We start from the raw sequence: 24,272 nt of genomic DNA on the forward strand, positions 1-24,272 counted from the left end.
CATGGAAACGTCCACAACTTCAACGGTCGCGAGCGCCGCGGCTTTGCTGGCGCCGGTTCCCCAAGAACGCCGAGGCGGGCCTTTGCGCTGGCTCGCCGGCTTCGGCCCATCCGGCCTGCTCGGGCTCGCGGTGCTGCTGTTCTGGCTGCTCGCGGCGCTGCTCGGCCCCTGGATGCTGTCGCACGGCACGGCGGCCGCGGGCACGTCGAACGTCTTCGAGCCGATCAGCGTGAAACACTGGCTGGGCACCGACTACCTTGGCCGCGACATGCTGGCGTTGATCATCGAGGGCGCGCGCTACACGATCGGCGTTGCGCTCCTGGCCACGCTGCTGGCCAGCGGAACCGGCACCGTGCTGGCGCTGCTGGCCGCAGCCAGCGGCCGCTGGATCGATGCGGTACTGAGCCGCGGGCTCGATACGCTCACGGCAATCCCGAGCAAGATGTTCGCGCTGATCATGGTGGCGGGCTTCGGCTCCTCGGTGCCGATGCTGGTGGTCACGGCGGCCATCATCTACGTGCCAGGCGCCTACCGCATGGCGCGCTCGCTGGCGGTCAACATCAACGCGCTCGACTACGTGACCGTGGCGCGCACGCGCGGCGAAGGCACGCTCTACATCATGCTGCGCGAGATCCTGCCCAACATACTGGGCCCGATGCTGGCCGACCTGGGGCTGCGCTTCGTCTACGTCGTGCTGCTGCTGGCGAGCCTGAGCTTCCTTGGGCTCGGCATTCAGCCGCCCGCGGCCGACTGGGGCTCGCTGGTGCGCGAGAACATCGGCGCGCTGGCCGTGGGTGGCGCCTCGGTGATCGTGCCGGCGCTGGCCATCGCGAGCCTGACCATCGCGGTCAATCTCGTCATCGACAACCTGCCCGGCCGTGCCGCGCGCGAAAGAGGAGCACGCTGATGGGCGCACCACTCACTGTCCAGGGCCTGCACATCGTGGCGGGCAACAGCACGCTGGTCGACAACCTGAGCTTCTCGGTGCAGCCCGGCGAAGTGCTGGCGCTGATCGGCGAATCGGGTTCCGGCAAGACCACCACCGCGCTGGCGCTGATGGGCTATGCACGCAGCGGCTGCCGCATCTCGGCCGGCCGCGTGCAGATCGGCGACACCGACGTGCTGGCACTCGATGCGGCGCGGCAGCGAAGCCTGCGCGGCCGCACGGTCTCCTACATTGCACAGAGCGCGGCGGCGTCGTTCAATCCCTCGCGCACGATCATGGACCAGGTGGTCGAACCGGCCGTGATCCATGGCCTGTGCAAGCGCGCCGAGGCCGAGGCGAAAGCGGTGCAGCTGTTCCGCGAACTGGCGCTGCCCGATCCGGAAAACATCGGTGCGCGCTATCCGCACCAGGTTTCGGGCGGCCAGCTGCAGCGGCTGATGGCGGCCATGGCGCTGATCGGCGACCCCGACCTGGTGATTCTCGACGAGCCGACCACCGCGCTCGACGTGACCACGCAGATCGAGGTGCTGCGCGCCTTTCGCCGCGTGGTGCGCGAGCGACGCGCCACCGCCGTGTACGTGAGCCACGACCTGGCCGTGGTGGCGCAGATGGCCGACCACATCCTGGTGCTGCGCAACGGCAAGATGAGCGAGCTGAACGCCACGGAGCAGATCCTTTCGGCCCCGGTGGACGACTACACCAAGAGCCTGCTGGCGGCCGCGCGGCCTGCGGTGCGCGCCTCGGGCCAGGCGTCCGGCGATTCCGCGCTGCTGCTCCACGTGAACGAGCTTTCGTGCGGCTACGGCGCCGTCGACTCCAAGGGCCAGCCGGCCAAGCTCATCCTCGAGGACATCAACCTCAAGCTCTACCGCGGGCAGGCCATCGGCGTGATCGGCGAATCGGGCTCGGGCAAGACCACGCTCGCGCGCGCCGTTGCGGGCCTGCTCAAGCCGTGCCACGGCAGCATCATGTTCGGCGGGCATGCGCTCAAGCCCGCGCTGCAGCAGCGCACCCCCGAAGAGCTGCGCCGCATCCAGATCGTGTTCCAGATGGCGGACACGGCGCTGAACCCCTCGCAGACCATCTGGCGCATCCTGGCGCGGCCGCTGCAGTTTTACAAGGGCTTGCGCGGAGAGCCGCTCAAGCAACGGATCTTCGAGCTGCTCGACCTGGTGAAGCTGCCGCGCACGGTGGCCGACCGGCTGCCGGGCGGCCTCTCCGGCGGGCAGAAGCAGCGCGTGAACCTGGCGCGTGCACTGGCAGCCGAGCCCGACCTCATCCTGTGCGACGAAGTGACCTCTGCGCTGGACACCGTGGTGGCGGCGGCGGTGCTCGACCTCATGGCCGAGTTGCGGCGCGAGTTGGGCGTGTCCTACCTCTTCATCAGCCACGACCTGCACACCGTGCGCTCGGTGTGCGACGAAATCGTGGTCATGCAGCACGGCCGCAAGCTCTCGCAAGTGGCGCGCGCCGACTACGACCGCGGGCCGCACCACCCCTACTACCAGCTGCTCGCGCGATCGGTGCCCGAACTGCGCCGCGGCTGGCTCGACGACATGGACCACGCGGCCGCGGCAGCAGCCCACGCCACCAGAGAGGTGCACGCATGATCCCGACGTTCCGGATTGCGCTGATTGCCGGCGACGGCATCGGCAAGGAAGTGATGCCCGAGGGCCTGCGCGTGGTGCTGGCGGCGGCCGAGCGCTTCGGCTTCGAGCTCGATTGCCGCACCATCGACTGGGCCAGCTGCGACTACTACGCCGAGCACGGCCAGATGATGCCGGACGACTGGAAAGAGCAGTTGCGCGGCGTGGACGCCCTGTACTTCGGCGCCGTCGGCTGGCCCGAAACAGTGCCCGACCATGTGTCGCTCTGGGGATCGCTGCTCAAGTTCCGCCGCGAGTTCGACCAGTACATCAACCTGCGCCCGGTGCGCCTGTTCGAGGGCGTGCCCTGCCCGCTGGCCGGCCGCAAACCCGGCGACATCGACTACCTGGTGGTGCGCGAGAACACCGAAGGCGAATACACCTCGCTCGGCGGCGTGATGTACGAAGGCACCGAACGCGAGATCGTGATCCAGGAATCGGTCTTCTCGCGCCACGGCACCGACCGCGTGCTGCGCTATGCCTACGAGCTTGCCGAAAGCCGCGCGCGCAAGCACCTCACAGTGGCCACCAAGAGCAACGGCATCGCGATCAGCATGCCGTGGTGGGACGGCCGCGCCGATGTCATAGGCCGCGACTACCCCGAGGTGACGGTCGACAAGCAGCACATCGACATTCTTTCGGCGCGGTTCGTGCTGCAGCCCACGCGCTTCGACGTGGTGGTGGCAAGCAACCTGTTCGGCGACATCCTCTCCGACCTCGGTCCGGCCACCACCGGCACCATAGGCCTTGCGCCGTCGGCCAACCTGAACCCGGACCGCAAGTTTCCGTCGCTCTTCGAGCCGGTGCACGGCTCGGCGCCCGACATCTACGGCCAGAACATCGCTAACCCGATCGCCATGATCTGGTCGGGCGCGCTGATGCTCGACTTTCTCACGCAGGGACAAGGCGCAGGCCGCGCCGCGCACGACGCCATCCTCGGCGCCATCGAGGGGGTGCTGCGCGACGGGCCGCGCACGCGCGACCTGGGCGGCACGGCCTCGACCACCGAAATTGGGATGGCGATTGCCGAACGTGTCGCCGCCGCCTGAGCCTTCACAACCCCATTTACGACCACTTTCATCGAACATGACTCTGACACTTGAACGCCAGAACCTGCTGCCCGGCCGCCAGCTCATCGGCGGCGAATGGCGCGACGCCAGCGACGGCCGCCGCCTCGATGTGACCGACCCGGCCACCGACAACGTCTTTGCGAGCGTGCCCGACGGCACCGCCGCCGACGCGCGCGCCGCGGTGGCGGCCGCTCACGCCGCCTTCCCCACGTGGCGCGCCGTGCCCGCCAAGCAGCGTGCACAGATCCTCAAGCGCTGGAATGACCTGATGCTGGCGCACCAGGAAGACCTGGGCCGCCTCATCTCGCGCGAACAAGGCAAGCCGCTTGCCGAGGGCCGCGGCGAAGTCGCCTATGCGGCCAGCTACGTCGAATGGTTTGCCGAAGAGGCCACGCGCGCCAACGGCGACGTGATTCCCGCGCCGGTCACGGGCCGCCGCATGCTCGCCGTGAAGGAACCGGTGGGCGTGGTCGCAGCCATCACGCCGTGGAATTTTCCGGCCGCCATGATCGCGCGCAAGATCGCGCCGGCCCTGGCCGCGGGCTGCACCGTGGTGTGCAAGCCGGCCGAAGACACGCCGCTCACCTCGCTCGCGCTGGTGAAGCTGGCCGAGGAAGCGGGCGTGCCGCCGGGTGTGCTCAACATCGTGACCGCTTCGCGCGAGCGCACGCCTGAAGTGGTCGACGTGTGGCTGGCCGACTCGCGCGTGCGCAAGATTAGCTTCACCGGCTCCACGCCGGTGGGCAAGCATCTGGCGCGCGCCTCGGCGGACACGCTCAAGAAGCTGTCGCTCGAGCTCGGCGGCAATGCGCCTTTCGTCGTCTTCGAAGATGCCGACGTCGACGCCGCGGTCGATGGCCTGATGGCCGCCAAGTTCCGCAACGGCGGCCAGACCTGCGTGAGCCCGAACCGCGTGTTCGTGCACTCGAAGGTGCACGACGCCTTCGTCGACAAGCTCGCGGCACGCGTGGGCGCGCTCAAGGTCGGCCCGGCCACCGAGCCCGATTCGCAAATTGGCCCGATGATCAACGCCCGCGCGGTCGACAAGATAGAGCGCCATGTGCGCGACGCCGTGTCCCGTGGCGCGCGCGTCGTGGTGGGCGGCGAGCGCCTTCGTTCCGCGCGCTGCGACGGCCCCAACTACTACGCGCCCACCGTGCTGGCAAATGCCGATTCGTCCATGGAGTGCAGCTGCGAAGAAACCTTCGGGCCCGTGGTGCCGGTCACGCGCTTCGAAACCGAAGCCGAAGTGGTGGCCGCCGCGAACGACACGCCCTTCGGCCTGGCCGCCTACTTCTATTCGAACGACGTGCGCCGCATCTCGCGCGTGGCCGACGCGCTCGAATCCGGCATCGTCGGCATCAACGAAGGCGCGCTGGCCGCCGAGGCCGCGCCCTTCGGCGGTGTGAAGGAGTCGGGCTACGGCCGCGAAGGCTCGGTGCACGGGTTGGACGACTACATGCACACCAAATACCTGTGCCAGGGCGGCCTTTGAGCGTGCTCCCGCGGGTGGCCTCGGCGCGCCCGCGGAATTGACTCCCCGGGGGGCCTCCCGGCCCCCGTTGCTCGTCCTTGCATTTTGAAGCTCGACTTCAAAAGGCATGCTGTATTGGCCACTATCTCTTTCAGACCCCCGTCTCTACAGTCGCGCAACACACGATGAGCGCCGCAACACAAGGGGCCTGAAGAGAAATGAACGAAGACCGGAAACCGCAACGCGGCCCTGGCCGCACCACCACCATTCCGCACGCCTTCCTGGCTTCGCTCGTGGCTGTGCCGTGCATTGCCGCGGGCATTGCCTGGCCCGCACCCGCCGCGGCCAGCCAGGCATTGGCCCAAAAGTACGCATGCGTTGCATGCCACCAGGCCACCGCAAAGGTAGTGGGCCCTTCTTGGAAAGACATCGGCGCAAAGTACGGCGACGGCAAGGGAACGGCCGCGCAGCTGGCCGCAAGCATCAAGGCCGGCAGCTCCGGAAAGTGGGGCCCGATGCCGATGCCCGCGCAAGCACAGGTTCCCGATGCCGATGCACAGTTGCTCGCGCAATGGCTGCTCGACGGCGCCAAGTAGTCACAAGAAATCATCCCCCCACCTTGCGGAGAAAAGAACATGAGCGCGCTCCACGTCAATGGCCGTGAACACACGGTCGACGCCGACCCCGGCACCCCCATCCTCTGGGCCCTGCGCGACACGCTGGGCATGACCGGCACCAAGTTCGGCTGCGGCGCCGCGCTGTGCGGCGCCTGCACCGTGCATCTGGACGGCCAGGCCATCCGCTCGTGCATCACGCCGATTTCGGCGGCCGAAGGCAAGAAGATCGTCACCATCGAAGCCGCCACCGACGGCAGCGACCGCGTGGGCGCGGCCGTGCACGCCGCATGGGTCAAGCACGACGTGGCGCAATGCGGCTACTGCCAAAGCGGCCAGATCATGAGCGCCACGGCATTCATCAAATCGCTCCCGCCCGGCAAGCAGCCGAGCACCGACGAGATCGACTCGGCCATGGCCGGCAACATCTGCCGCTGCGGCACCTATGCCCGCATTCGGGCCGCGGTGGCCGATGCCGCCAAGACCCTGGCCTGAAGGAGCACGCTACATGTTGCCTACCCATATCGATCCGAGCGAACTGCCGCGCGCCCTGCAGCGCCTGATGGCTGCAAGCCAGCCCGGTGCAACCGCCGCCCTGCCCCGCCGCAGCTTCCTGAAGCTGGCCGGCGTCGGCGGCTTGGCAATCGGCGCGTTTCCCCACATGGCCATGGCGCAGGCCGACGGTGCGGCCAAGCCGGCTGGCGGACTGAAGCCGTCGCAGCAGCCGCTCGCCTTCGTGCAGATTGCCCCCAACGGCGAAGTCACCGTGACCCACAACCGGCTTGAATTCGGCCAAGGCGTGCAGACGGGCTTGCCGATGATCCTGGCCGAAGAGCTCGATGCCGATTGGAGCCTGGTGCGCAGCAAGAGCGGCACCAACGACGCCGCTTATCACGACCCCGCGTTCGGGATGCACCTGACCGGCGGCTCCAACTCGATCAAGAACAGCTTCACGCAGTACCGCGAGCTCGGCGCGCGTGCGCGGGCCATGTTGCTGTCGGCTGCCGCCACAAAATGGAACGTCGATGTCGCCACGCTGCGCACGCAGGCCGGCACGGTGCTGGGCCCGGGCGGACGCAAGGCGAGTTATGGCGAACTGGCCGAAGCCGCCATGGCGCTGCCGGTGCCCGAGAAGGTCACGCTGAAAGACCCGAAGGATTTCAAGATCATCGGCCGCCCCACCACGCGGCTGGATGCGCGTGCCAAGAGCAGCGGCCGGCAAGACTTCGGCATCGACGTCAAGCAGCCCGGGCAACTCACCGCCGTGGTGGCCCATCCGCCGGTGTTCGGTGCGCGCCTGAAGTCGGTGGACGACAGCGCGGCGCGCGCCGTGAAAGGCGTGAAGGCCGTGCTGCGCGTGCCGCTCGATCGCGGCGCCGAAGGCGTGGCGGTGGTGGCCGATGGCTACTGGCCGGCCAAGATGGGCCGCGATGCGCTGAAGCTGCAGTGGGACACCTCCGCCGTCGAAAAGGTCGACAGCGAAAGGCAACTGGTGCAGTACCGCGAACTGGCCGCCAAGCCCGGCCCGCGCAAGTTCGATGCCGACATGGCGCCGCTGGCCAAGGCGCCCAAACAGCTCGAAGCCGAGTTCGTGTTCCCCTACCTGGCCCACGCGCCCATGGAGCCGCTGAACTGCACGGTGAAGCTGTCGGCCGACCGCGCCGAGCTCTGGGTCGGCACACAGAGCGCCGGGCTGGACGCCGTCGCGGCGGCACGTGTGCTGGGCCTCAAGCCCGAGCAGGTGAGCGTGCATGTGCAAATGGCGGGCGGCGGCTTCGGCCGGCGCTTCGTGGGCTCGAGCGACTACGTGGTCGAGGCCTGCCAGATCGCCAAGGCTGCGCGCACCGCGGGCCTGACCGCGCCGGTGCGCCTGCTGTGGAGCCGCGAAGACGACATCAAGGGCGGCTACTACCGCCCCATGCACCTGCACCGCGCCCGCATCGGCTTCGACGAGCGCGGCAAGGTGCTGGCGTGGGACCACGTCATCGTGGGCCAGTCGATCCTCACGGGAACGGTGTTTGAGTCGTTCCAGGTCAAGGACGGCATCGACGCTTCGGCCACCGAAGGCATGCGCGAGCCGTATCCGCTGCCGATGCGCCTGACCGTGCACCATCCCAAGGTCAACGTGCCCGTGCTGTGGTGGCGCAGCGTGGGTTCCACGCACACCGCCTTCGTGATGGAAACGCTGATCGACGAGATCGCGCACAGCACCAAGCAGGACCCGGTGGCCTACCGCATGCAGCTCTTCGGCGACAAGCATCCGCGCCATCGCGCCGCGCTGCAACTGGCGGTCGACAAGAGCGGCTACGGCAAGAAGCAGCTGGCACAGGGCCGCGCCTGGGGCGTGGCGGTGCACGAGTCGTTCGAGTCGGTGGTGGCCTATGTGGTGGAGGCTTCGGTGAAAGACGGCCAGCCGGTGCTGCACCGGGCGACCGCCGGCGTGCACTGCAACCTGGCCGTGAATCCGCGCAGCGTGGAAGCACAGGTGCAGGGCGCCGCGGTCATGGGCCTGTCGATGTGCCTGCCGGGCGGCGCCATCACGCTGAAGGACGGTGAAGTGCAGCAGAGCAACTTCGGCGACTTTGCCGTGGCCCGCATCACCAGCATGCCGGAGTTCGAGGTGCACGTGGTCCCCAGCGCCGATGCGCCCACCGGCATCGGTGAGCCCGGCCTGCCGCCGCTGGCGCCGGCGTTCGCCAACGCCCTCGCGCGGCTCACAGGCAAGCCGCTGCGCCAGCTGCCTTTCAACCTGGCGTAAACGCTGCGGGGCCGGCCTGCCCCGCCAGTGCCGATCAATCGTTCGTCAATCCGCCTGGACGCCCGCCGCGCGAATCACTTTGCCCCACTTCTCGGTCTCGGCCGCGAGGTGGGTGCGCAGGGCTTCGGGCGTGACCCTGTCCATGGGTACGGCCTCGGTGCTCAACTCGGCGAAGCGGTGCTTGACCATGTCGTCCTGCAGCGCCGCACGCAGTGCCGTGTTGAGCTTTTGCATCACCGCCGGCGGCGTGCCCTTGGGCGCGTAGATGCCGTGCCACACCTTCACGTCGAAGCCCTTGAGGCCCTGCTCGTCCAGTGTGGGGATGTTGGGCATGCTCGACAGCCGCTTGGGCGTGGTCACGCCGAACACCTTGACGCGGTTGCCGTCCTTGATGACTGGGGCGGTCTGCGTGGTCTGGTCGCACAGCAGGTCGACCTGCCCGCCCATGAGGTCGTTGAGCGCGGGGCCGGCGCCCTTGTAGGGAACGGTGGTGAGCTGCACGCCGATCTGGTGGGCAAAGAGCATGCCGCACAGCTGCGACACCGCGCCGATGCCGGCGTTGGCGAGCGTGACCTTGTCCTTGTTGGCCTTTACGTAGGCCAGCAATTCCTGAAAATTGTTGGCCGGAAAGTCCTTGCGCGAAAGCAGCGTCATCGGCACGTCCATCACCTGGCCGACGTATTCGAAGTCTTTCAGCGGGTCGTAGCTGAGCTTCTTGTAGAGCGCGGGCGCGGTCGCCATGCCCATGTGATGGATCAGGATGGTGTAGCCGTTGGGCGCCGCCTTGGCCACGCGCCCGGGGGCGATGGTGCCGCCCGCGCCCACGGTGTTCTCGACGATGACAGTCTGCCCGAGCGACTTGCCCATGGGAATCGCGAGCATGCGCGCCACCACGTCGGTGGGGCCGCCGGCCGAATACGGCACGACCATGGTGATGGGCTTGTCGGGCCAGGGGGCCTGCGCGGTGGCCGGCGCTTGAACGGCCAGCAGGCAGGCGCCCAGCGATGCCGCGATTACGGCGCGTGTCTTCCAGTTCTTTGTTGCTTTCACTTCGTTGTCTCCTTGAGGTTATTGATCTGGTATGTCCGAAGCCTCGCCGCCTTCAGGGCGGAGCTTGCGATTCGAGTGCCAGCAGGCGCTCTGCGAGCCGCACCACGGGTGCGTCGACCATGCGTCCGTCGAGGCTGACGACACCGCCGCCCGCGGCCTGGGTTGCGTCCATCACGCGGCGCGCCCATGCGAGCTCGTCGGGGTTTGGGCCGAGCGCGGCATGCACGGGCGCAACCTGGTCCGGGTGAATGCAAAGCTTGGCGCCGAAGCCGCCGCGCCGGGCGCGTGCCGCGTCGTTGGCGAGCCGCGCCGTATCGCGCCAATCGGGCGTCACGCCGTCGATGGGCGCCGCAAGCCCGGCGCGGCGCGAGGCGAGCACCAGTGCCAGGCGCACGGGCACCAGCTCGGCTTCGCCCGCATCGCAGGCCAGCCCCAGGTCGGCCTGGAAATCGAGATTGCCGAAGGCGAGCCGCAGCACCTGCGTCGCCTCCGCGAGTTCGCGCACGGCTTCCAGACCCGCGGCCGATTCGATCAACGGCACGAGCAAGCCTTTCGGTCCAAGTGCGGCAGAGAGCCGCTGCAGGTCCGCCGCACGTTCGGCTTTCGGTAGCATCACGCCAGCGATCAGGCCTTGGGCGGCGAGCTCGCTTACCTCCGCGAGGTCACTGGCGTGCCACGGTGTTCCCCAGGCGTTGATGCGTACCAGCAGGCGCTGCCGCTGCGCCGCGCTCAAGGCAGAGAAAGAAGCCCTCAACTGCGCACGCGCCTCCTCCTTTTGATCGGGCGCTACGGCGTCTTCCAGGTCGACGATCACGCCGCCCGCGCCACTGGCCAGCGCGCGCGCATGGCGCTCGGGCCGGTCCGCAGGCACGAACAGGAAGGTGCGAGCAAACGCCAGCCGCAAGTTCGCATCTATCGCGCTCACACCGCCCCCGCTTCTCGCAGGGCAGCAATGTCGGCATCGCTCCGGCCCAGGTTGCGCAGAATGGATCCAGTGTGCTCGCCCACGGCGGGCACCGGGTCCATGCGGTAGTCGAACGCGCTCTGGCGGCCCGCCGGCAGCAGGGCCGGAATAGCGCCGGCCGGCGACCCCACCTGCCGCCACCGGTCGCGCGCCTGCAATTGCGGATGCGCCCACAGCCCGGCCATGTCGTTCATGCGCGCGTTGGCAATCTGCGCGGCATCGAGGCGCTCGAGCACCTGCGCGGTGCCGAGCGCGGCGAAGGTCTCCACGATGATGGTGCGCAGCGCTTCGCGGTTCTCGTTGCGCCGGGCGTTGCTGTCGAAGCGCGCATCGGTGGCAAGCTCCGCCTGCAGCAGCACCTTCTCGCAGAACGCGCGCCATTCGCGCTCGTTCTGCAGGCCCAGCATCACCGTGCCGCCGTCGCCCGCGGGAAACGGACCGTAGGGGTAGATGGTGGCGTGCGATGCGGCGCTGCGCGGCGGGGGTGGCGCGCCCTCGTAGGCGTAGTACATCGGGTAGCCCATCCACTCGGCGAGCGACTCGAGCATGGACACGTCGATGTGCGAGCCCTTGCCGGTCTTGCCACGCTGCAGCAGCGCCGCGAGGATGCCGGTGTACGCATACATGCCCGCTGCAATATCGGCGATGGAGTTGCCGGACTTGCACGGATCGTCCGGCGTGCCCGTGACCGACAGGAAGCCCGCTTCGCTCTGTATCAAGAGGTCGTAGGCCTTCTTGTCGCGGTAGGGGCCGTCTTCGCCGTAACCCGAGATGTCGCACACGATGAGCCGCGGATGCTTCGCCTGCAGCGCTTCGGCGCCCAGTCCCATGCGGGCGGCGGCACCGGGCGCGAGGTTCTGCACCAGCACGTCGGCCTCGGCCACCAACTCCTGCAGCACGGCCAGAGCGGCAGGCCGCTTGAGGTCGAGCGTGAGGCTTTCCTTCGAGCGATTCACCCACACGAAGTGCGAGGCCTCGCCGCCCACGCGAGCGTCGTAGGCGCGCGCAAAGTCACCCACGCCGGGCCGCTCCACCTTGATGACACGGGCGCCAAGGTCGGCCAGTTGCCGGGTGCAGAACGGTGCCGCAATCGCGTGCTCGAGCGAAACGACGGTGATGCCGTCGAGGGGTCTTGTCATGCGCTTGTTCTCCCTGTGTTCATGCGAGCACGGCCGTGGCCTGCATCGTGAGCCAGCCGCCGGCGTCTTCGCCCCACAGGCTGAAAGTCTTGCCGTCGGTGCTGCCTTCGGCCGGCTTGCCATGCACGCGGAACGGCGCAATGTCGAAGGTCGGCCGCACGGCGCGGAATTCGAAGCGTGCGAGCTGCGCGCCCGGTGCGTTCCGGCGCAGCAGGTCGACCAGCAGCGTGGCGATGAGCGGACCGTGCACGATCAGGCCCGGGTAGCCCTCGACCTGCGTCACGTAGCGGCGGTCGTAGTGGATGCGGTGGCCGTTGAAGGTGAGCGCCGAGTAGCGGAACAGCAGCACGTCGTCGGGAACGAGCTCGCGGCTGAAGGCGGCGTCTTTGGGCGCGGGTGTGGGCGGCGGAGTTTTCTCATCAGGCCCAGCCGCGGCGCGGTAGACGATGTCGTGCTCCTCGGTGAGCGCGAGGCCGCGTTCGTTGCGCACCTCGTGACGCACGAGCACGAACACCAGTTCGCCGGTACGGCCCGACTTGTGAGTGACAGAAGCGATGGTCGAAGTGCGCTCGACCTTGTCACCTACTTGCAGCGGATTGCCCTGCTCCCACGCCAGCCGTCCGCCGGCCCACATGCGGCGCGGCAACGGCACCGGCGGCAGGAAGCCGCCGCGCTTGGCATGGCCGTCTTCGCCGATTTCGGATTGGCGGTGGTGCGGCAGAAAGTAGAGCCAGTGCCAGAGTTCGGGCAGGCGAGTGCCGGCGCCAGGAAGCGGATCGTCACGGTCCAGCGTGGCGGAGAGTGCGCGCACGGGCGCGGCGGTGACTTCGTCGGCCAGCGTTTCGCTGCGGCCTTGCCATGCCTGGAGCTTTGCGAGTGTGTCGCCGCCGATCAGCGGAGAAGAGTTTTCCGGCGCGTGATTGTTCATGGTTCTTTTCTTGTCAGTCCATCAGTCCACAGCGGCGCCCGATGCCTTGACGATGCGCGCCCACTTGGCGAGGTCGTCCTGCAGCAGCTTCGAAAACTGCTCCGGCGTGGTAGGCGCTGCGATTTCGACGCCCTGCTGGTCGAGCTTGTCGCGCAGATCCTTGGCGGCCAGCGCCTTGCGCGTGGCGTCCTGCAGCGTGGCCAGCACGTCAGCCGGCACGCCCGCGGGGGCGAACAGGCCGATCCAAAGCGTGCCGTTGTAGCCCGGCACCGCCTCGGCGATGGTGGGCACGTCGGGCAGCACCGGCGAACGCTTGTCGCCGCTCACGGCCAATGCGCGCAGCTTGCCGGCCTTGATGTGCGAAAGCGCTGAAGGCAGGCTGGCAAAAACGATGGGCAGTTGCCCGCCGAGCACGTCGTTCAGCGCAGGCGCCACGCCCTTGTACGGCACGTGCTGCAGGGAAATGCCGGCCATGCTGTTGAGCATTTCGCCAAGCAGATGGTTGAGCGTGCCGTTGCCGGCGGAGGCGTACTGGTAGTTGGCGCCCTTCTCCCGCGCGAGCTTCAGGAACTCATTGAAGTCCTTGGCCGGAAAAGAAGGGTTGACCAGCAGCACGTTGGGCACCGCGCCAATCAGGCCCACGGGCTTGAAATCCTGCACCGGATCGAAGCCCGCGTTCTTGTAGAGCGCGGGGTTGATGGCCTGGCTGCTGCTAATGGTCATGAGCAGCGTGTAACCGTCCTTCGGGCCCTTGGCGACCAGTTGCGTGCCGATGTTGCCGCCGGCGCCAGGTCGGTTGTCGACGACCACACTGGCATTCATCACCTCGCCGATCTTCTGACCCACGAGGCGGCCGACGATGTCGTTGGTGCCGCCCGCGGCCTGCGGCACGATGAGCGTGACGGGGCGCGAGGGGTACGGCTGCGCGGTTGCAGTGCCTGCGGCAATCAATGCGGCGGCGAACGAAAGAAGGGCCAGTGCGCGAAATCTCATGTCTTTGTCTCCATGGCCGCATGGTGTTCCGCCCTACCCCCGCGCGCAATCTGCGATTTCGGAACCCAGCCTTCTGATTTACCGAAGGCTTGGGTACGATGGCCCATGCTTTTCGACCTGACCGACCTGCGCCTTTTTGTTGCCACGGCCGAACTCGGCAACCTCACGCGGGCCGCCGAGCGGCAGCACTTGTCGCTTGCGGCGGCCAGTGCGCGCATCAAGGCGCTCGAAACCCAGGCCGGCTTGCAACTACTGCAGCGCGAGGCACGCGGCGTCCGCTTGCTGCCGCCGGGAGAAGCCTTTCTGCACCACGCGCGCCTGGTACTCCACCAGACCGAGCAGTTGCGCGCCGATCTGCTCGAATACGGCGGCGGGCTGCGCGGCCACCTGCGCGTGTTCGCCAACACCACGGCGGTGACGGACTTCCTGCCTGAAATACTGCCCGGCTTCCTTGCGCACAACCCGCGCATCAACGTCGACCTTCAGGAAAAACCGAATGCTCAGATCCCGCGCGGCGTGCTCGACGGCCGCGCCGACATCGGCATCGTGGCCGGCCGCGTCGACACGTTGGGCCTTGAAGCCATCCACTTCAGCACCGACCGGCTGGTGCTCGTCACATCCCGCAAACACCGCTTCGCAAAGCGCCGAAAGATTTCATTTGCCGAGACGCTGGACGAAGACGCGATCGGCATGCAGCAAGGCAGCACGTTGCAAACTTTTCTTGCGCAAATTACCGACAACCTCGGCAAGCGGCAGAAGCTGCGCATCCAGCTGGGGAGCTTCGACGCGATGTGCCGGATGATCGGCAGCGGCGTGGGCATTGGCGTGGTGCCCGAGTCGGCTGCACGGCGCAATCAGGAGAGCATGCAGCTCGCACTGATCGACCTGAGCGACGCGTGGTGTGTGCGGGAGCGGTACCTGCTGGTGCGAGACCGGGCGGCGTTGCCGATCTATGCACAGGCGCTGGTCGAAACGCTGTGCCGGCACTATGCGGGGGAGGCTGCTGTTTGACTGAATTCCGGCTCCGCGGGCCGATAAAACAAGGACTTGCAAGCGGATTGTGAAGAAGCCGGTGCCGTCCCCATTTTCCGTGGACAACTTTGGGGATAACTGATGTGCTTCCTTGTAAACGCGATTTAAGTTGTTGTTTTATAAGGAAAATAGTCAGTTTGCTGAAAATTTGGGCGGTGAACAAGCTTGGGCTGCTGTTCAGGGCTGCTGTTCGGGGCGGTGCCGTTCAGGGCGGGTGCAAAGGCCACCGGGTACTCCCCTCCGCGAATGTCCCCCGCCTTCGGCTCCTCCTTTATTTCGCTGCGGGGAGCACCCGATGCCCTGTGCACTAGGACACGCTGTTGGTGTTCCGCCGATCAACCACCGACGCGCATAACGCACCCGCTGATGGGGTGCCTTGCGCAGCGAAATAAAGGAGGAGGCCGCAGGCCGGGGGACATTCGCGGAGAAAGGTACCCCGTCAGCGGGGGCGCCGCCCTGAACGAACAGGAGGCAGCGCACAAAACCAAGAGCGCCCGCTCGACCGAGGCACCCCCGAAGGAAACTCAGCGCTCGATAGTCAGCGCCACACCCATGCCGCCGCCGATGCACAGCGACGCAATGCCCTTCTTGGCGTTCTGCCGCTGCATTTCGTGCAGCAGCGTCACAAGAATGCGGCAACCCGACGCGCCGATGGGGTGACCGATGGCAATGGCGCCGCCGTTCACGTTCACCTTGTTCACGTCCCAGCCCATTTCCTTGTTCACAGCGCAGGCCTGCGCGGCAAAGGCTTCGTTGATTTCGAGCAGGTCGAGGTCGGCCGCCTTCCAGCCGGCACGCTGCAGCGCCTTGGTCGACGCGGGCACCGGGCCCATGCCCATGATGGCCGGGTCGAGGCCCGCGGTGGCATAGCTTGCGATGCGGCCCAGCGGCTTCAGGCCTAGGGCGGCGGCCTTCTTGGCCGTCATCACCATCACGGCGGCGGCGCCGTCGTTCAGGCCCGAGGCATTGCCGGCGGTCACGCCGCCGGCCTTGTCGAACGCGGGGCGCAGGCCCGCCAGGCCTTCGGCGCTCGTCTTGCGGTTGATGAACTCGTCCTTGTCGAAGACGAGCGGGTCGCCCTTCTTCTGCGGAATGCTCACCGGCACGATTTCGTCCTTGAACTTGCCGGCATCTTGCGCAGCCGCAGCCTTGGTCTGGCTGCCGAGGGCGAGCTCATCCTGCGCGGAGCGGTCGATGCCGAACTTCTTGGCCACGTTCTCGGCCGTGATGCCCATGTGGTACTGGTTGTACACGTCCCACAGGCCGTCGACGATCATGGTGTCGACCATTTTCCAGTCGCCCATGCGCTGGCCGTTGCGAGAGTTTGGCAACACGTGCGGCGCCATGCTCATGTTCTCTTGCCCGCCGGCAATCACGATTTCGCTGTCGCCCGTGGCCACGGCCTGTGCTGCGAGCATGACCGCCTTCAGGCCCGAGCCGCACACCGCATTGATGGTGAGCGCGGGGGTTTCCTTGGCGCCGCCGCTCTTGAGCCACGCCTGCCGCGCGGGGTTCTGGCCCGCGCCGGCTGCCAGCACCTGGCCCATGATGGCCTCGCCAACCTGCTCGGCCGTGAGGTTCGCGCGTGCAATCACTTCCTTGATCACGAGGGCGCCCAGCTCCGTGGCCGCAATGCCGGCGAGCGAGCCGCCGAACTTGCCGACCGCCGTGCGTGCAGCCGAAACGATGACGATGTCTTCCATGAGGTTCTCCGTTGAAGTGATTTGAATGAAGCGGGTGCGTGGGATTGTGCGTGCGGCTGTCGGCTGTCGGCTGTTGCTTTGGGCTATGTCAGGCGCGGGCCTTGACGTAGCGCCCCGGCGCCGGCTCGATGGCCTTGTACGTCTTGCCGTTGCCGTAGGTCTTCGGCGCGGGAACCTGCTTGCCCGCATGGCCCTTGAGCCACTGGGCCCAGTCGGTCCACCAGCTGCCGGGGTGCTCGGTGGCGCCGGCCAGCCATTCGGCCTGCGTCTTGGGAAACTTGCCGTCCTCGCGAATCCAGTGGCTGCGCTTTTTCTTGGCGGGCGGGTTGATCACGCCGGCAATGTGGCCTGAAGCGCCCATGACGAAGCGCTTCTTGCCGGGCAGCAGCTGCGTCGATGCATAAGCCCCGCCAATCGGCACGATGTGGTCTTCGCGCGAGCCGTAGATATAGGCCGGGATGTCGATTTTGCTCAAGTCCACCTTCTGGCCGCACACCGTGAGCGCATTGGGCTTGGCGAGCTTGTTCTCGTGGTACGTGTTGCGCAGGTACCAGGTGTAGAACGGGCCCGGCAGGTTGGTGGCGTCGCTGTTCCAGTAAAGCAGGTCGAACGGGGGCGGCGTTTCGCCCTTCAGGTAGTTGCCGACCACGTAGTTCCACACCAGGTCGTTGGGGCGCAGAAAACTGAAGGTCGAGGCCAGGTCGCCGCCCGGCAGCAGCCCGCCCTTGCCGAGCTGCATTTCGCGGTACTGCACCATCGGCTCGTCGACAAAGATGTCGAGAATGCCCGTGTCGCTGAAGTCGAGGAACGTGGTGAGCAGCGTGACCGAGGCCGCCGGCTTTTCGCCGCGTGCCGCAAGCACGGCCAGCGCGGTGCTCAGGATGGTGCCGCCCACGCAGAAGCCGAGCGCATTGACTTGCTTGCTGCCGCTGATTTCCTGCACCGTGTGAATCGCCTTGATTGCGGCGTTCTCGATGTAGTCGTCCCAGGTGGCGTTGGCCAACGATTCGTCGGGGTTGCGCCAGCTGACCACGAACACGCGGTGGCCCTGCTCGTTCGCATAGCGGATCAACGAGTTTTCGGGCTGCAGGTCGAGTATGTAGAACTTGTTGATGCAGGGCGGCACCAGCAAGAAGGGCCGCTCGTACACCTTGGCCGTGAGCGGCTTGTATTCGAGCAGCTGGAACAGCTCGTTCTCGAACACCACCGCGCCTTCGGTGGTGGCCACGTTGCGCCCCACTTCGAAGGCGCTTTCGTCGGTCATGCTGAGGTGGCCCTGCTTGATGTCGTGCAGCAGGTTCTGAATGCCCTTGGCAATGCTCTCGCCCTGGGTTTCGATGGCTTTTTTCTGCGCCTCGGCGTTCAGCGCCAGCGAATTGCTCGGCGACGAGGCCGCCATCCACTGCTCCACGGCAAAGCGCAGGCGGGCCTTGGTTTTTTCGTCGGCGTCGATGGCGTCGGCCATGTTCAGCATGGTGCGGCCATTGAGCAGGTACACGGCCGCCGAGAAGGCAGCGAGCGGATTGCCGCCCCAGGCGTCGGACGCAAAGCGCTTGTCGCCCTCGGGCTTGGCGGCAAAGCCCTGGCGCCAGAGCTCGGTCGCCTCGGCAACATATTGCTGCTGGATCGATTGAAGCTTTTCGGGGTCGATGGAGATCTTGGGCAGCTCGGGCATCTTGGCCGCCTGCGGCATTTGCCACAGCGGCGTGCCGCCGACGAAGGCCGAGGCCCCCTGCGCGGCGGATTGCTGGAACGATTCCAGCGCCTTGTTCCATCCCTCTGACAGTGCCTGCTGGAAGGGCGCGAACGCATCGGCCCCCGTGGCTTGTTGCTTCATGGTGTCTCCTGGTCCTCGCCTGAGTCGGTACGGATGGCTGCTCGTGTTTTGAGTATGCTGCATTTCACAAGGCCTTCATAACGCCGCCCACCTACTTACCGACTGAAACTTGTTGTGTTCATCCACCTGATCGTGATCGGCTGGCTCTACGTTGCCGTGATGATGGCCGTCGCCGAAGCCACCAGCACCACGGGCACCATGCTGGGTGCCATCTTCACATTTCTTTTGTACGGATTGGCGCCCGTGGCCTTGGTGGTTTACCTGATGGGAACCCCCGGCCGCCGCCGCGCAATCAGGCAGCGCGAGGCCGAGGCGCAGGAGGCCGCACGCCGCGCCGCAGCGGCGGAAGCGAGCAAGGATTCAGGCCTTCCAGACCAGGGCGGCGAAGCGCCCGCTGACGCCGTCCCGCCGGTGCGAAAAGAACCGTGAGGGGTTGCCGACGGTGCACCAGCCGTCGGAGCCGTCATTGCCATACACGGCTTCCACGCCGGCCGCGCGCAAGCGCTGGCGTGCAAGCGCCGGCAGGTCGGCCAGCCATTTGCCGGCTGATTGGGAGGGCTGAAAGCACCCCGCCGCCTCCGGCGCATGCGCCTCGAATGCGGCCTTGACCTCGGCGCCCACCTCGAAGGCCTTGGGCCCGATGCAGGGGCCGAGCCATGCGAGCACCTTGCCCTGCTCCGGGGCAAAACCCCCGGCCGTTGCTTCGAGCACGCCGCCGGCAAGGCCACGCCAGCCCGCATGCGCGGCGGCCACGCGGCGCCCTGAGGTATCGGTGAAAAGTACGGGCAGGCAATCGGCCACCATGATCGTGCAGGCCAGGCCGCTATCGCCGGTGGTGCAGGCGTCGGCGGCGGCCCCATCCGGCAACGAATTGCCGGTGCCCTCGAGCTCCACGACCTCGCTGCCATGCACCTGCTGCAGGAAGACCGGCCGCACGCCGATGGCCTGCCACAGACGCGTGCGGTTAGCCGCAACGTGGGCCGGCTCGTCGCCCACGTGGTCGCCGAGATTCAGGCTTTCATAGCGCCCCACCGAAACGCCGCCGCTACGTGTGGTGCACAGCGCCCGCACGTTCTGCGGCGCCGGCCAGTCGGGCACGAGCCAGCGCGGGTCCATGCCGGGGTTCATGCCGCTCAGGCTTCCGCGTCGGGCGCCTGCGAGGGCTGGGCGCGCTGGAAGGCGTCGAGCGCCATGCAGGCCTCGAAGGCGGCCATGGTGCGCGGGAGCCCGCTGAAGTCGCAGTCGAAGCGCCTGCCGTTGAATATCTGCGGCACCAGGCAGCAGTCGGCCAGCGTGGGCGTGTTGCCGTAGCAGAAGGTGCTGCCGGGGTGCTGCGCAAGCTGCCGCTCGAAAGCCAGCATGCCGTCGCGCACCCAGTGGCGGTACCAGGTGTTCTTGGCCTCGTCGTCGAGCTTGAGTTCCTTCACCAGGTACTTGAGCACGCGCAGGTTGTTCAGCGGGTGGATCTCGCAGGCAATCGACTGGGCCAGCGCGCGCACGTGTGCCCGGCCCACGGGGTCGTGTGGCAACAGCGGCGGCTCGGGGTGGGTCTCGTCCAGGTATTCGATGATGGCCATCGACTGCGAAAAGCGCTCGCCCTCGTCTTCGAGCAGCGGCACCAGCATGTCGGCAGAAATGGCCGAATAGGGGCCCGTGCGATGGTCGCCGCGGGCAATGTGCACCGGCACGTAGTCGTAGTCCAGGCCCTTCAGGTTGAGCGCAATGCGCACCCGGAAGGACGACGAGGAGCGGAAGTAGTTATGCAGCTTCATCATTGCGCAAGCATAGCGCTCGCGAACAACCCTGGCCTGCCTCTGGCACACTGCCGTTTTTCTCCGTTCCGCTGAAAAGGACAGACGCAATGGCTTCCGAGTTTGTTTTCGCCCCGCCCGCGACCGTTTCGGTTCCGGTGGTCGGGCAGCCCGCCCGTTTTCCGGTGCACCGCATCTACTGCGTGGGCCGCAACTATGAAGATCACGCCAAGGAAATGGGCTTTACCGGCCGCGAGCCGCCGTTCTTCTTCATGAAGCCGGCCGACGCGCTCGTGGTGGTCGATGCGGGCCAGACCGGCACCATGGCCTACCCCACGCTCACCAAGAACCTGCACCACGAGATCGAACTCGTGGTGGCCATCGGCACGGGCGGCAAGAACATCTTGGCGGCCGACGCGCACAAGCACATCTACGGCTACGCCGTGGGCCTGGACATGACGCGCCGCGACCTGCAGGGCGAGATGAAGAAGCAGGGCCGCCCATGGGACATCGGCAAGGGCTTCGAGCAGAGCGCGCCCATCGGCCCCATCGTGCCGGTGGCGCAGGCCGGCGATGCCGAGAACGCCGAAATCTCGCTGCAGGTCAACGGCACCGATCGCCAGCGCAGCACGGTGGCCAAGCTGATCTGGAACGTGGCCGAAACCATCGAGCATCTTTCGGCCGCCTGGGAGCTGCAGCCCGGTGACCTGATCTACAGCGGCACGCCCGAAGGCGTGGCGGCGGTGGTGGCGGGCGACACGCTGGTCGGCGAAGTGGCCGGCCTGCCCAAGCTGACGGTCAAGATCGTCTGAAGCCCTGCGCTCACGCTTCATGATCCTGCGCGTCCCCATCAAGCACTGCAAGAACTGCGGCACCGCGGTGGTCTACCGCATTCCGGACGATGGCGACACCAAGGAACGCGCCGTCTGCCCCGCCTGCAGCACCATCCACTATGAGAACCCGCTGAACGTGGTGGGCACCATCCCCGTGCTCGGCGACAAGGTGCTGCTGTGCAAGCGCAACATCGAGCCGCGCTGGGGCAAATGGACGTTGCCCGCGGGCTTCATGGAGCTTGGCGAAACCGCGGCCCAGGGCGCGGCGCGCGAAACCGACGAAGAGGCCGGCGCCCACTACGAAATGCAGGGCCTCTTCGCGGTGATCAGCGTGGTGCGCGTGGGGCAGGTGCACCTGTTCTACCGCGCCCGCCTGCTGGACGACCGCTTCGACCCGGGCCACGAAACCATCGAGGCCCGGCTTTTCACCGAGGAAGAAATTCCCTGGGAAGAAATCGCTTTTCGCACTGTGCGCGAGGCGCTGGAACACTTCTTCGAAGACCGGCGGCGCGGCAGCTTCGACCGCGTGCACGAACTCAGCATCGTTTGAAACACATGACCATCCAGGCATTGCGGGCCACTGCCCTCTTCCGTGCGGCGCTCGCATCCACCGTTGCCGTCGGCCTGGGCCTCGCGCTGGCCTCGGCGGCACAGGCAGAAATAGTGGGCGACGTCGACACCGCGTTCAAGCTCATCGGCCCGGACCACAAGATCGTGGTCGAGGCGTATGACGACCCCAAGGTCAATGGCGTGACCTGCTACGTCTCGCGTGCCAAGACGGGCGGGCTGGCCGGGGCCTTCGGCGTTGCCGAGGACAAATCCGAAGCCTCCATCGCCTGCCGCCACGTCGGCCCCGTGAGCATCACGCAGCCGCTGCCCAAGCGCGAAGAGGTCTACACCGAGCGGCTGTCGATTCTCTTCAAGCGGCTGCGCGTGGTGCGCATGGTCGACGCCCGGCGCAATACGCTCGTCTACCTCACCTACTCCGACCTGCTGATCGACGGCTCGCCGAAGAACAGCGTGACGGCGGTGCCGATCGACCGCGGCACGCCCATTCCGCTCAAGTAACAAAAAGCAGGCACCGCCAGCCCTTCACTCCTTCTCCCGCGGCCCGCACCTGCCGGCCCTGCGAGTTTGCTAGCATGCCGGCGGTAACTCGCCCGGCGTGCCGAGCCGAAGGAACCCTCAGCAACGAATTCGTTCCAACAGAGAACCATGCAGCACCTTCAGACTTTTGTTTCCCGTACCGGCGCCGCGCTACTCGTAGCGGCCGGCCTTGCAGCCTGCACCACGCCCGCACCGCCTCCCCGGGCCGGCGTGAACGTGCCACCGCCCGTCCAGCAGCCGCAGGCCATGTTCATCCGGCCCGCCAGCGGCACCACCATTGCCCGCTTCGACGGCGTGCGCAACAAGGGGCTGGACATTGCCGGCAACCTTGGCGATCCGGTCGTGGCTTCGGCCGACGGGCGCGTGGTGTACGTGGGCGGCGAACTGCGCGGCTACGGCAACATGGTCATCGTCAAGCACAACGACACCTTCCTCACCGCATACGCCCACGCTGAAAACATCGTCGTCAAGGAAAACGCGGTGGTGCGCCAGGGCCAGAAAATTGCCGAAATGGGCAAGAGCGGCACCGACCGCGTGAAGGTGCATTTCGAAATCCGCAAGAACGGCACCGCCGTCGACCCCGAGCCCTACCTGAGCGGGCGCCTGCAGCACTAGGCACCCGGTGGCGGCGCAGGCGCGCCGCTAAAGCAGGCTCTCGGGCACCAGCGGGGCAAACAGCTCCAGCTTCCAGCGCGACCAGAAATCGGTTTCGGGCTCCACGTGCAGGATGGTGTCGGCGCCGTCGCCCGAGGCCGGGCTCACCCATTCGATGCCGCCGCGCGGCCCCAGCTGCAGCTGGTAGGCACCGTCGAGCCGCATGAAGCCAATCAGGCTGGTGAGCTGCTGCGCGATCTGCGGGCTGAAGATGAAAATGCCGACCTCGGTGTTGTGCAGCATCGAGCGCGGATCGAAGTTCATCGAACCGATGAAGACGATGTTGCGGTCGATCACGGCCGACTTGCCGTGCAGCCTTCCGCTCGCCGAACCGTAGATGCCGAAGCGCTTGGTTTCTTCCACGCGCTTGGGGCTCAGTTCGTACAGCGCCACCCCCAGCCGCAGCATCTCAGGCCGGTAGCGCCGATAGCCGATGTGCACCAGTGATTCGTCGGTGGCCGCGAGCGAATTGGTCACGATGGTGTAGCTCACGCCCTTCTGCCGCACGATGCGCATCGACTCCATGCCGCCGCGGCCTGGAATGAGGTAAGGCGTGGTCTGCAGGATCTCGTGTTCCGCGCCGCGTATGTAGCGCCGCACGTTGTAGAGCACGCTGTCGGTCGACTCGTCGGCCGGCAGCCCGCGGGCCTCCTCCGTGGGACCGAGTGCCTTGGCGGGCGCGTCGGCGTAGGCTTCGGCGCGCGCCCACACGAGCGAAAGCGCGCCTTCGTCCAGGTCCTTGGCCAGCGCGTTGTTGCCCAGCAGGTCGGTGGATGCAAGCGGATCGGGGTGCAGCGTGTCCGGCCCGCCGGTCAGCTGCTCGAAGCGGTCGCGCAACTGCTGCGGCGTGGCCCCGCCGGTCGACACCAGCGACTCAACGGGGTACACGTAGGGGCTGTTCCAGTACATGTCGAACAGCGACGAAAGCCGCGGCACCACGGTGCCGGCCACCAGCGTGTCGATGTCGATGAAGTTGGAGCCGCCGTCGCGCAGGAAGTACTCGTTGGCGATGTTGCGCCCGCCCATCACCGCCATCACGTTGTCCACCACGAAGAGCTTGTTGTGCATGCGGCGGTGCACGCGGTCGAAGTCGAGCAGCGACGAGGCCCAGCGCGTGCCCAGGCGTTCGCGCCCGGCCGGAAACGGATTGAACATCCGCACCTCGGCATTGGGATGCGCCGCCAGGCCAGCGAACAGTGGGTCGGCACCCGCGGTGTAGAGGTCGTCCACCAGAAGGCGCACGCGCACGCCGCGCTCCGCCGCGTCGCGCAATGTGCGAAGCAGGTAGCGGCCCGTTTCGTCGTTCTGCACCAGGTAGTACTGAACGTCTATGGAGCGCTGCGCGCGCTTTGCCAGCTCGATGCGTGCATGCAGCGAAAACTGCGCCATGGGCAGCAGCCGAAAGCCGCTCAAGCCCCGCTCCGGCGGTGAAGCCGCCGTGACAAGGCGCCCGAGCATCGTGTCCGTGCCGTTGGTGATGGCCATCGACGGCTTGCGTTCCACACCCGACGGCAGGCCCGCGCAGCCGCCCAGGAGCAGCAACGCCATGCCCAGCACCAGCCAAAGCGGCCAGGCGTTGCGCACGCCGGTGCCGGCTGGCTTGTCGGAAATTCCTGAAATTCTGGGGTTGGAGTTTTCTGCCATCGGACGGTGCGATGCGCGATGCGCGCAGGGTGGCCGGTTTCTACCATGAGCCAGCGGAAAACGACCGTTTATGGAGTCCTCCTACACCATCGGCAAAGGCAAGCTGACGCGTGGACGCAACCGGTGGCA

The 24,272-nt window shown here is 67.0% G+C and carries 23 protein-coding genes; 13 read left to right on the forward strand and 10 right to left on the reverse strand.

Annotated elements, in window-relative coordinates; genetic code table 11:
• Window position 1 precedes the first annotated feature (1 nt).
• The 7 genes from V9L20_RS00105 (at window position 2) to V9L20_RS00135 (ending at window position 8,508) form a co-directional block, all read left to right on the forward strand.
• Window positions 2-907: an ABC transporter permease gene (locus V9L20_RS00105; RefSeq protein ID WP_337295012.1), complete on the forward strand. Its 906-nt coding sequence runs from the start codon at window positions 2-4 to the stop codon at window positions 905-907.
• Window positions 907-2,556, forward strand: a complete 1,650-nt coding sequence (locus tag V9L20_RS00110) for an ABC transporter ATP-binding protein (protein ID WP_337295013.1) — start codon at window positions 907-909, stop codon at window positions 2,554-2,556. Before V9L20_RS00105 ends, V9L20_RS00110 begins: the two co-directional genes overlap by 1 nt.
• Window positions 2,553-3,641, forward strand: coding sequence for a tartrate dehydrogenase (locus tag V9L20_RS00115; RefSeq protein WP_337295014.1), 1,089 nt, complete (start codon window positions 2,553-2,555; stop codon window positions 3,639-3,641). Before V9L20_RS00110 ends, V9L20_RS00115 begins: the two co-directional genes overlap by 4 nt.
• Window positions 3,642-3,678: 37 nt before the next feature.
• Window positions 3,679-5,157, forward strand: coding sequence for an NAD-dependent succinate-semialdehyde dehydrogenase (locus V9L20_RS00120; protein ID WP_337295015.1), 1,479 nt, complete (start codon window positions 3,679-3,681; stop codon window positions 5,155-5,157).
• A 197-nt stretch (window positions 5,158-5,354) separates the two neighbouring features.
• Window positions 5,355-5,732, forward strand: coding sequence for a c-type cytochrome (locus tag V9L20_RS00125; protein WP_337295016.1), 378 nt, complete (start codon window positions 5,355-5,357; stop codon window positions 5,730-5,732).
• Window positions 5,733-5,771: 39 nt separating this feature from the next.
• On the forward strand, window positions 5,772-6,245 hold the full coding sequence (locus V9L20_RS00130) for a (2Fe-2S)-binding protein (RefSeq protein ID WP_258505656.1): 474 nt from the start codon (window positions 5,772-5,774) through the stop codon (window positions 6,243-6,245).
• 13 nt (window positions 6,246-6,258) lie between these two features.
• Window positions 6,259-8,508, forward strand: coding sequence for a xanthine dehydrogenase family protein molybdopterin-binding subunit (locus V9L20_RS00135; RefSeq protein WP_337295017.1), 2,250 nt, complete (start codon window positions 6,259-6,261; stop codon window positions 8,506-8,508).
• Window positions 8,509-8,553: 45 nt separating this feature from the next.
• On the opposite strand, the gene V9L20_RS00140 is transcribed toward V9L20_RS00135, so the two are convergent.
• From V9L20_RS00140 to V9L20_RS00160, 5 genes are read right to left on the reverse strand one after another with little or no spacing between them, the layout of a single operon-like run.
• A complete protein-coding gene (locus V9L20_RS00140) occupies window positions 8,554-9,558 on the reverse strand; it encodes a tripartite tricarboxylate transporter substrate-binding protein (RefSeq protein WP_337295018.1) in 1,005 nt (334 codons plus the stop codon).
• Window positions 9,559-9,610: 52 nt separating this feature from the next.
• Window positions 9,611-10,483 (reverse strand): HpcH/HpaI aldolase/citrate lyase family protein, encoded by an 873-nt coding sequence (locus tag V9L20_RS00145; RefSeq protein WP_337295019.1) that lies wholly within the window; start codon window positions 10,481-10,483, stop codon window positions 9,611-9,613.
• Window positions 10,480-11,661 carry a CaiB/BaiF CoA transferase family protein gene (locus tag V9L20_RS00150; RefSeq protein ID WP_337295020.1) on the reverse strand — a complete coding sequence of 394 codons (1,182 nt, stop codon included), beginning with the start codon at window positions 11,659-11,661 and terminating at the stop codon, window positions 10,480-10,482. Before V9L20_RS00150 ends, V9L20_RS00145 begins: the two co-directional genes overlap by 4 nt.
• 19 nt (window positions 11,662-11,680) lie before the next feature.
• Window positions 11,681-12,589 (reverse strand): FAS1-like dehydratase domain-containing protein, encoded by a 909-nt coding sequence (locus V9L20_RS00155; RefSeq protein WP_337295021.1) that lies wholly within the window; start codon window positions 12,587-12,589, stop codon window positions 11,681-11,683.
• Window positions 12,590-12,610: 21 nt separating this feature from the next.
• Entirely contained in the window at window positions 12,611-13,582 is a 972-nt protein-coding gene (locus V9L20_RS00160) for a tripartite tricarboxylate transporter substrate binding protein (RefSeq protein ID WP_337295022.1), read from the reverse strand.
• Between the two features lie 105 nt (window positions 13,583-13,687).
• Between V9L20_RS00160 and V9L20_RS00165 the strand changes: the two genes are divergently transcribed.
• Window positions 13,688-14,593, forward strand: coding sequence for a LysR family transcriptional regulator (locus V9L20_RS00165; protein WP_337295023.1), 906 nt, complete (start codon window positions 13,688-13,690; stop codon window positions 14,591-14,593).
• 545 nt (window positions 14,594-15,138) lie between these two features.
• On the opposite strand, the gene V9L20_RS00170 is transcribed toward V9L20_RS00165, so the two are convergent.
• A complete protein-coding gene (locus V9L20_RS00170; protein WP_157613354.1) occupies window positions 15,139-16,317 on the reverse strand; it encodes an acetyl-CoA C-acetyltransferase in 1,179 nt (392 codons plus the stop codon).
• 88 nt (window positions 16,318-16,405) lie between these two features.
• Entirely contained in the window at window positions 16,406-18,154 is a 1,749-nt protein-coding gene (phaC, locus tag V9L20_RS00175; RefSeq protein WP_337295024.1) for a class I poly(R)-hydroxyalkanoic acid synthase, read from the reverse strand.
• Between the two features lie 114 nt (window positions 18,155-18,268).
• On the opposite strand from phaC, the gene V9L20_RS00180 reads away from it, so the two are divergent.
• Window positions 18,269-18,583: a hypothetical protein gene (locus V9L20_RS00180; protein WP_337295025.1), complete on the forward strand. Its 315-nt coding sequence runs from the start codon at window positions 18,269-18,271 to the stop codon at window positions 18,581-18,583.
• Here V9L20_RS00180 and pgeF read toward each other — a convergent pair.
• Together pgeF and maiA are read right to left on the reverse strand one after the other, a co-directional pair.
• On the reverse strand, window positions 18,515-19,270 hold the full coding sequence (gene pgeF, locus V9L20_RS00185; RefSeq protein ID WP_337295664.1) for a peptidoglycan editing factor PgeF: 756 nt from the start codon (window positions 19,268-19,270) through the stop codon (window positions 18,515-18,517). The genes V9L20_RS00180 and pgeF overlap by 69 nt on opposite strands.
• 17 nt (window positions 19,271-19,287) lie before the next feature.
• Window positions 19,288-19,926 carry a maleylacetoacetate isomerase gene (gene maiA / locus V9L20_RS00190; RefSeq protein WP_309953680.1) on the reverse strand — a complete coding sequence of 213 codons (639 nt, stop codon included), beginning with the start codon at window positions 19,924-19,926 and terminating at the stop codon, window positions 19,288-19,290.
• Window positions 19,927-20,015: 89 nt separating this feature from the next.
• Here maiA and V9L20_RS00195 point away from each other — a divergent pair, with 89 nt between their 5' ends.
• The 4 genes from V9L20_RS00195 to V9L20_RS00210 all read left to right on the forward strand — a co-directional run bounded on the left by V9L20_RS00195 (window position 20,016) and on the right by V9L20_RS00210 (window position 22,460).
• Window positions 20,016-20,717, forward strand: a complete 702-nt coding sequence (locus V9L20_RS00195; RefSeq protein WP_337295026.1) for a fumarylacetoacetate hydrolase family protein — start codon at window positions 20,016-20,018, stop codon at window positions 20,715-20,717.
• Between the two features lie 19 nt (window positions 20,718-20,736).
• Window positions 20,737-21,288 (forward strand): NUDIX hydrolase, encoded by a 552-nt coding sequence (locus V9L20_RS00200; RefSeq protein WP_337295027.1) that lies wholly within the window; start codon window positions 20,737-20,739, stop codon window positions 21,286-21,288.
• Between the two features lie 5 nt (window positions 21,289-21,293).
• Window positions 21,294-21,806, forward strand: a complete 513-nt coding sequence (locus V9L20_RS00205) for a CreA family protein (RefSeq protein WP_337295028.1) — start codon at window positions 21,294-21,296, stop codon at window positions 21,804-21,806.
• A 147-nt stretch (window positions 21,807-21,953) separates the two neighbouring features.
• Window positions 21,954-22,460: a murein hydrolase activator EnvC family protein gene (locus tag V9L20_RS00210; protein ID WP_157613350.1), complete on the forward strand. Its 507-nt coding sequence runs from the start codon at window positions 21,954-21,956 to the stop codon at window positions 22,458-22,460.
• Window positions 22,461-22,487: 27 nt separating this feature from the next.
• On the opposite strand, the gene V9L20_RS00215 is transcribed toward V9L20_RS00210, so the two are convergent.
• Window positions 22,488-24,143 carry a phospholipase D family protein gene (locus V9L20_RS00215; protein WP_337295029.1) on the reverse strand — a complete coding sequence of 552 codons (1,656 nt, stop codon included), beginning with the start codon at window positions 24,141-24,143 and terminating at the stop codon, window positions 22,488-22,490.
• Between the last annotated feature and the right edge of the window lie 129 nt (window positions 24,144-24,272).

Source organism: Variovorax sp. CCNWLW225 (assembly GCF_037204045.1).
Lineage (GTDB): Bacteria > Pseudomonadota > Gammaproteobacteria > Burkholderiales > Burkholderiaceae_C > Variovorax.

Bases quoted from the DNA above. Each gene is read 5' to 3' on its own strand.
- V9L20_RS00110 (WP_337295013.1), top strand. From the start codon at position 907: ATGGGCGCACCACTCACTGTCCAGGGCCTGCACATCGTGGCGGGCAAC.
- V9L20_RS00160 (WP_337295022.1), bottom strand. From the start codon at position 13,582: ATGAGATTTCGCGCACTGGCCCTTCTTTCGTTCGCCGCCGCATTGATT.
- phaC (WP_337295024.1), bottom strand. From the start codon at position 18,154: ATGAAGCAACAAGCCACGGGGGCCGATGCGTTCGCGCCCTTCCAGCAG.
- V9L20_RS00170 (WP_157613354.1), bottom strand. From the start codon at position 16,317: ATGGAAGACATCGTCATCGTTTCGGCTGCACGCACGGCGGTCGGCAAG.
- V9L20_RS00200 (WP_337295027.1), top strand. From the start codon at position 20,737: ATGATCCTGCGCGTCCCCATCAAGCACTGCAAGAACTGCGGCACCGCG.
- V9L20_RS00155 (WP_337295021.1), bottom strand. From the start codon at position 12,589: ATGAACAATCACGCGCCGGAAAACTCTTCTCCGCTGATCGGCGGCGAC.
- V9L20_RS00115 (WP_337295014.1), top strand. From the start codon at position 2,553: ATGATCCCGACGTTCCGGATTGCGCTGATTGCCGGCGACGGCATCGGC.
- maiA (WP_309953680.1), bottom strand. From the start codon at position 19,926: ATGAAGCTGCATAACTACTTCCGCTCCTCGTCGTCCTTCCGGGTGCGC.
- V9L20_RS00195 (WP_337295026.1), top strand. From the start codon at position 20,016: ATGGCTTCCGAGTTTGTTTTCGCCCCGCCCGCGACCGTTTCGGTTCCG.
- V9L20_RS00120 (WP_337295015.1), top strand. From the start codon at position 3,679: ATGACTCTGACACTTGAACGCCAGAACCTGCTGCCCGGCCGCCAGCTC.
- V9L20_RS00130 (WP_258505656.1), top strand. From the start codon at position 5,772: ATGAGCGCGCTCCACGTCAATGGCCGTGAACACACGGTCGACGCCGAC.
- pgeF (WP_337295664.1), bottom strand. From the start codon at position 19,270: ATGGACCCGCGCTGGCTCGTGCCCGACTGGCCGGCGCCGCAGAACGTG.
- V9L20_RS00150 (WP_337295020.1), bottom strand. From the start codon at position 11,661: ATGACAAGACCCCTCGACGGCATCACCGTCGTTTCGCTCGAGCACGCG.
- V9L20_RS00125 (WP_337295016.1), top strand. From the start codon at position 5,355: ATGAACGAAGACCGGAAACCGCAACGCGGCCCTGGCCGCACCACCACC.
- V9L20_RS00215 (WP_337295029.1), bottom strand. From the start codon at position 24,143: ATGGCAGAAAACTCCAACCCCAGAATTTCAGGAATTTCCGACAAGCCA.
- V9L20_RS00210 (WP_157613350.1), top strand. From the start codon at position 21,954: ATGCAGCACCTTCAGACTTTTGTTTCCCGTACCGGCGCCGCGCTACTC.
- V9L20_RS00165 (WP_337295023.1), top strand. From the start codon at position 13,688: ATGCTTTTCGACCTGACCGACCTGCGCCTTTTTGTTGCCACGGCCGAA.
- V9L20_RS00105 (WP_337295012.1), top strand. From the start codon at position 2: ATGGAAACGTCCACAACTTCAACGGTCGCGAGCGCCGCGGCTTTGCTG.
- V9L20_RS00135 (WP_337295017.1), top strand. From the start codon at position 6,259: ATGTTGCCTACCCATATCGATCCGAGCGAACTGCCGCGCGCCCTGCAG.
- V9L20_RS00205 (WP_337295028.1), top strand. From the start codon at position 21,294: ATGACCATCCAGGCATTGCGGGCCACTGCCCTCTTCCGTGCGGCGCTC.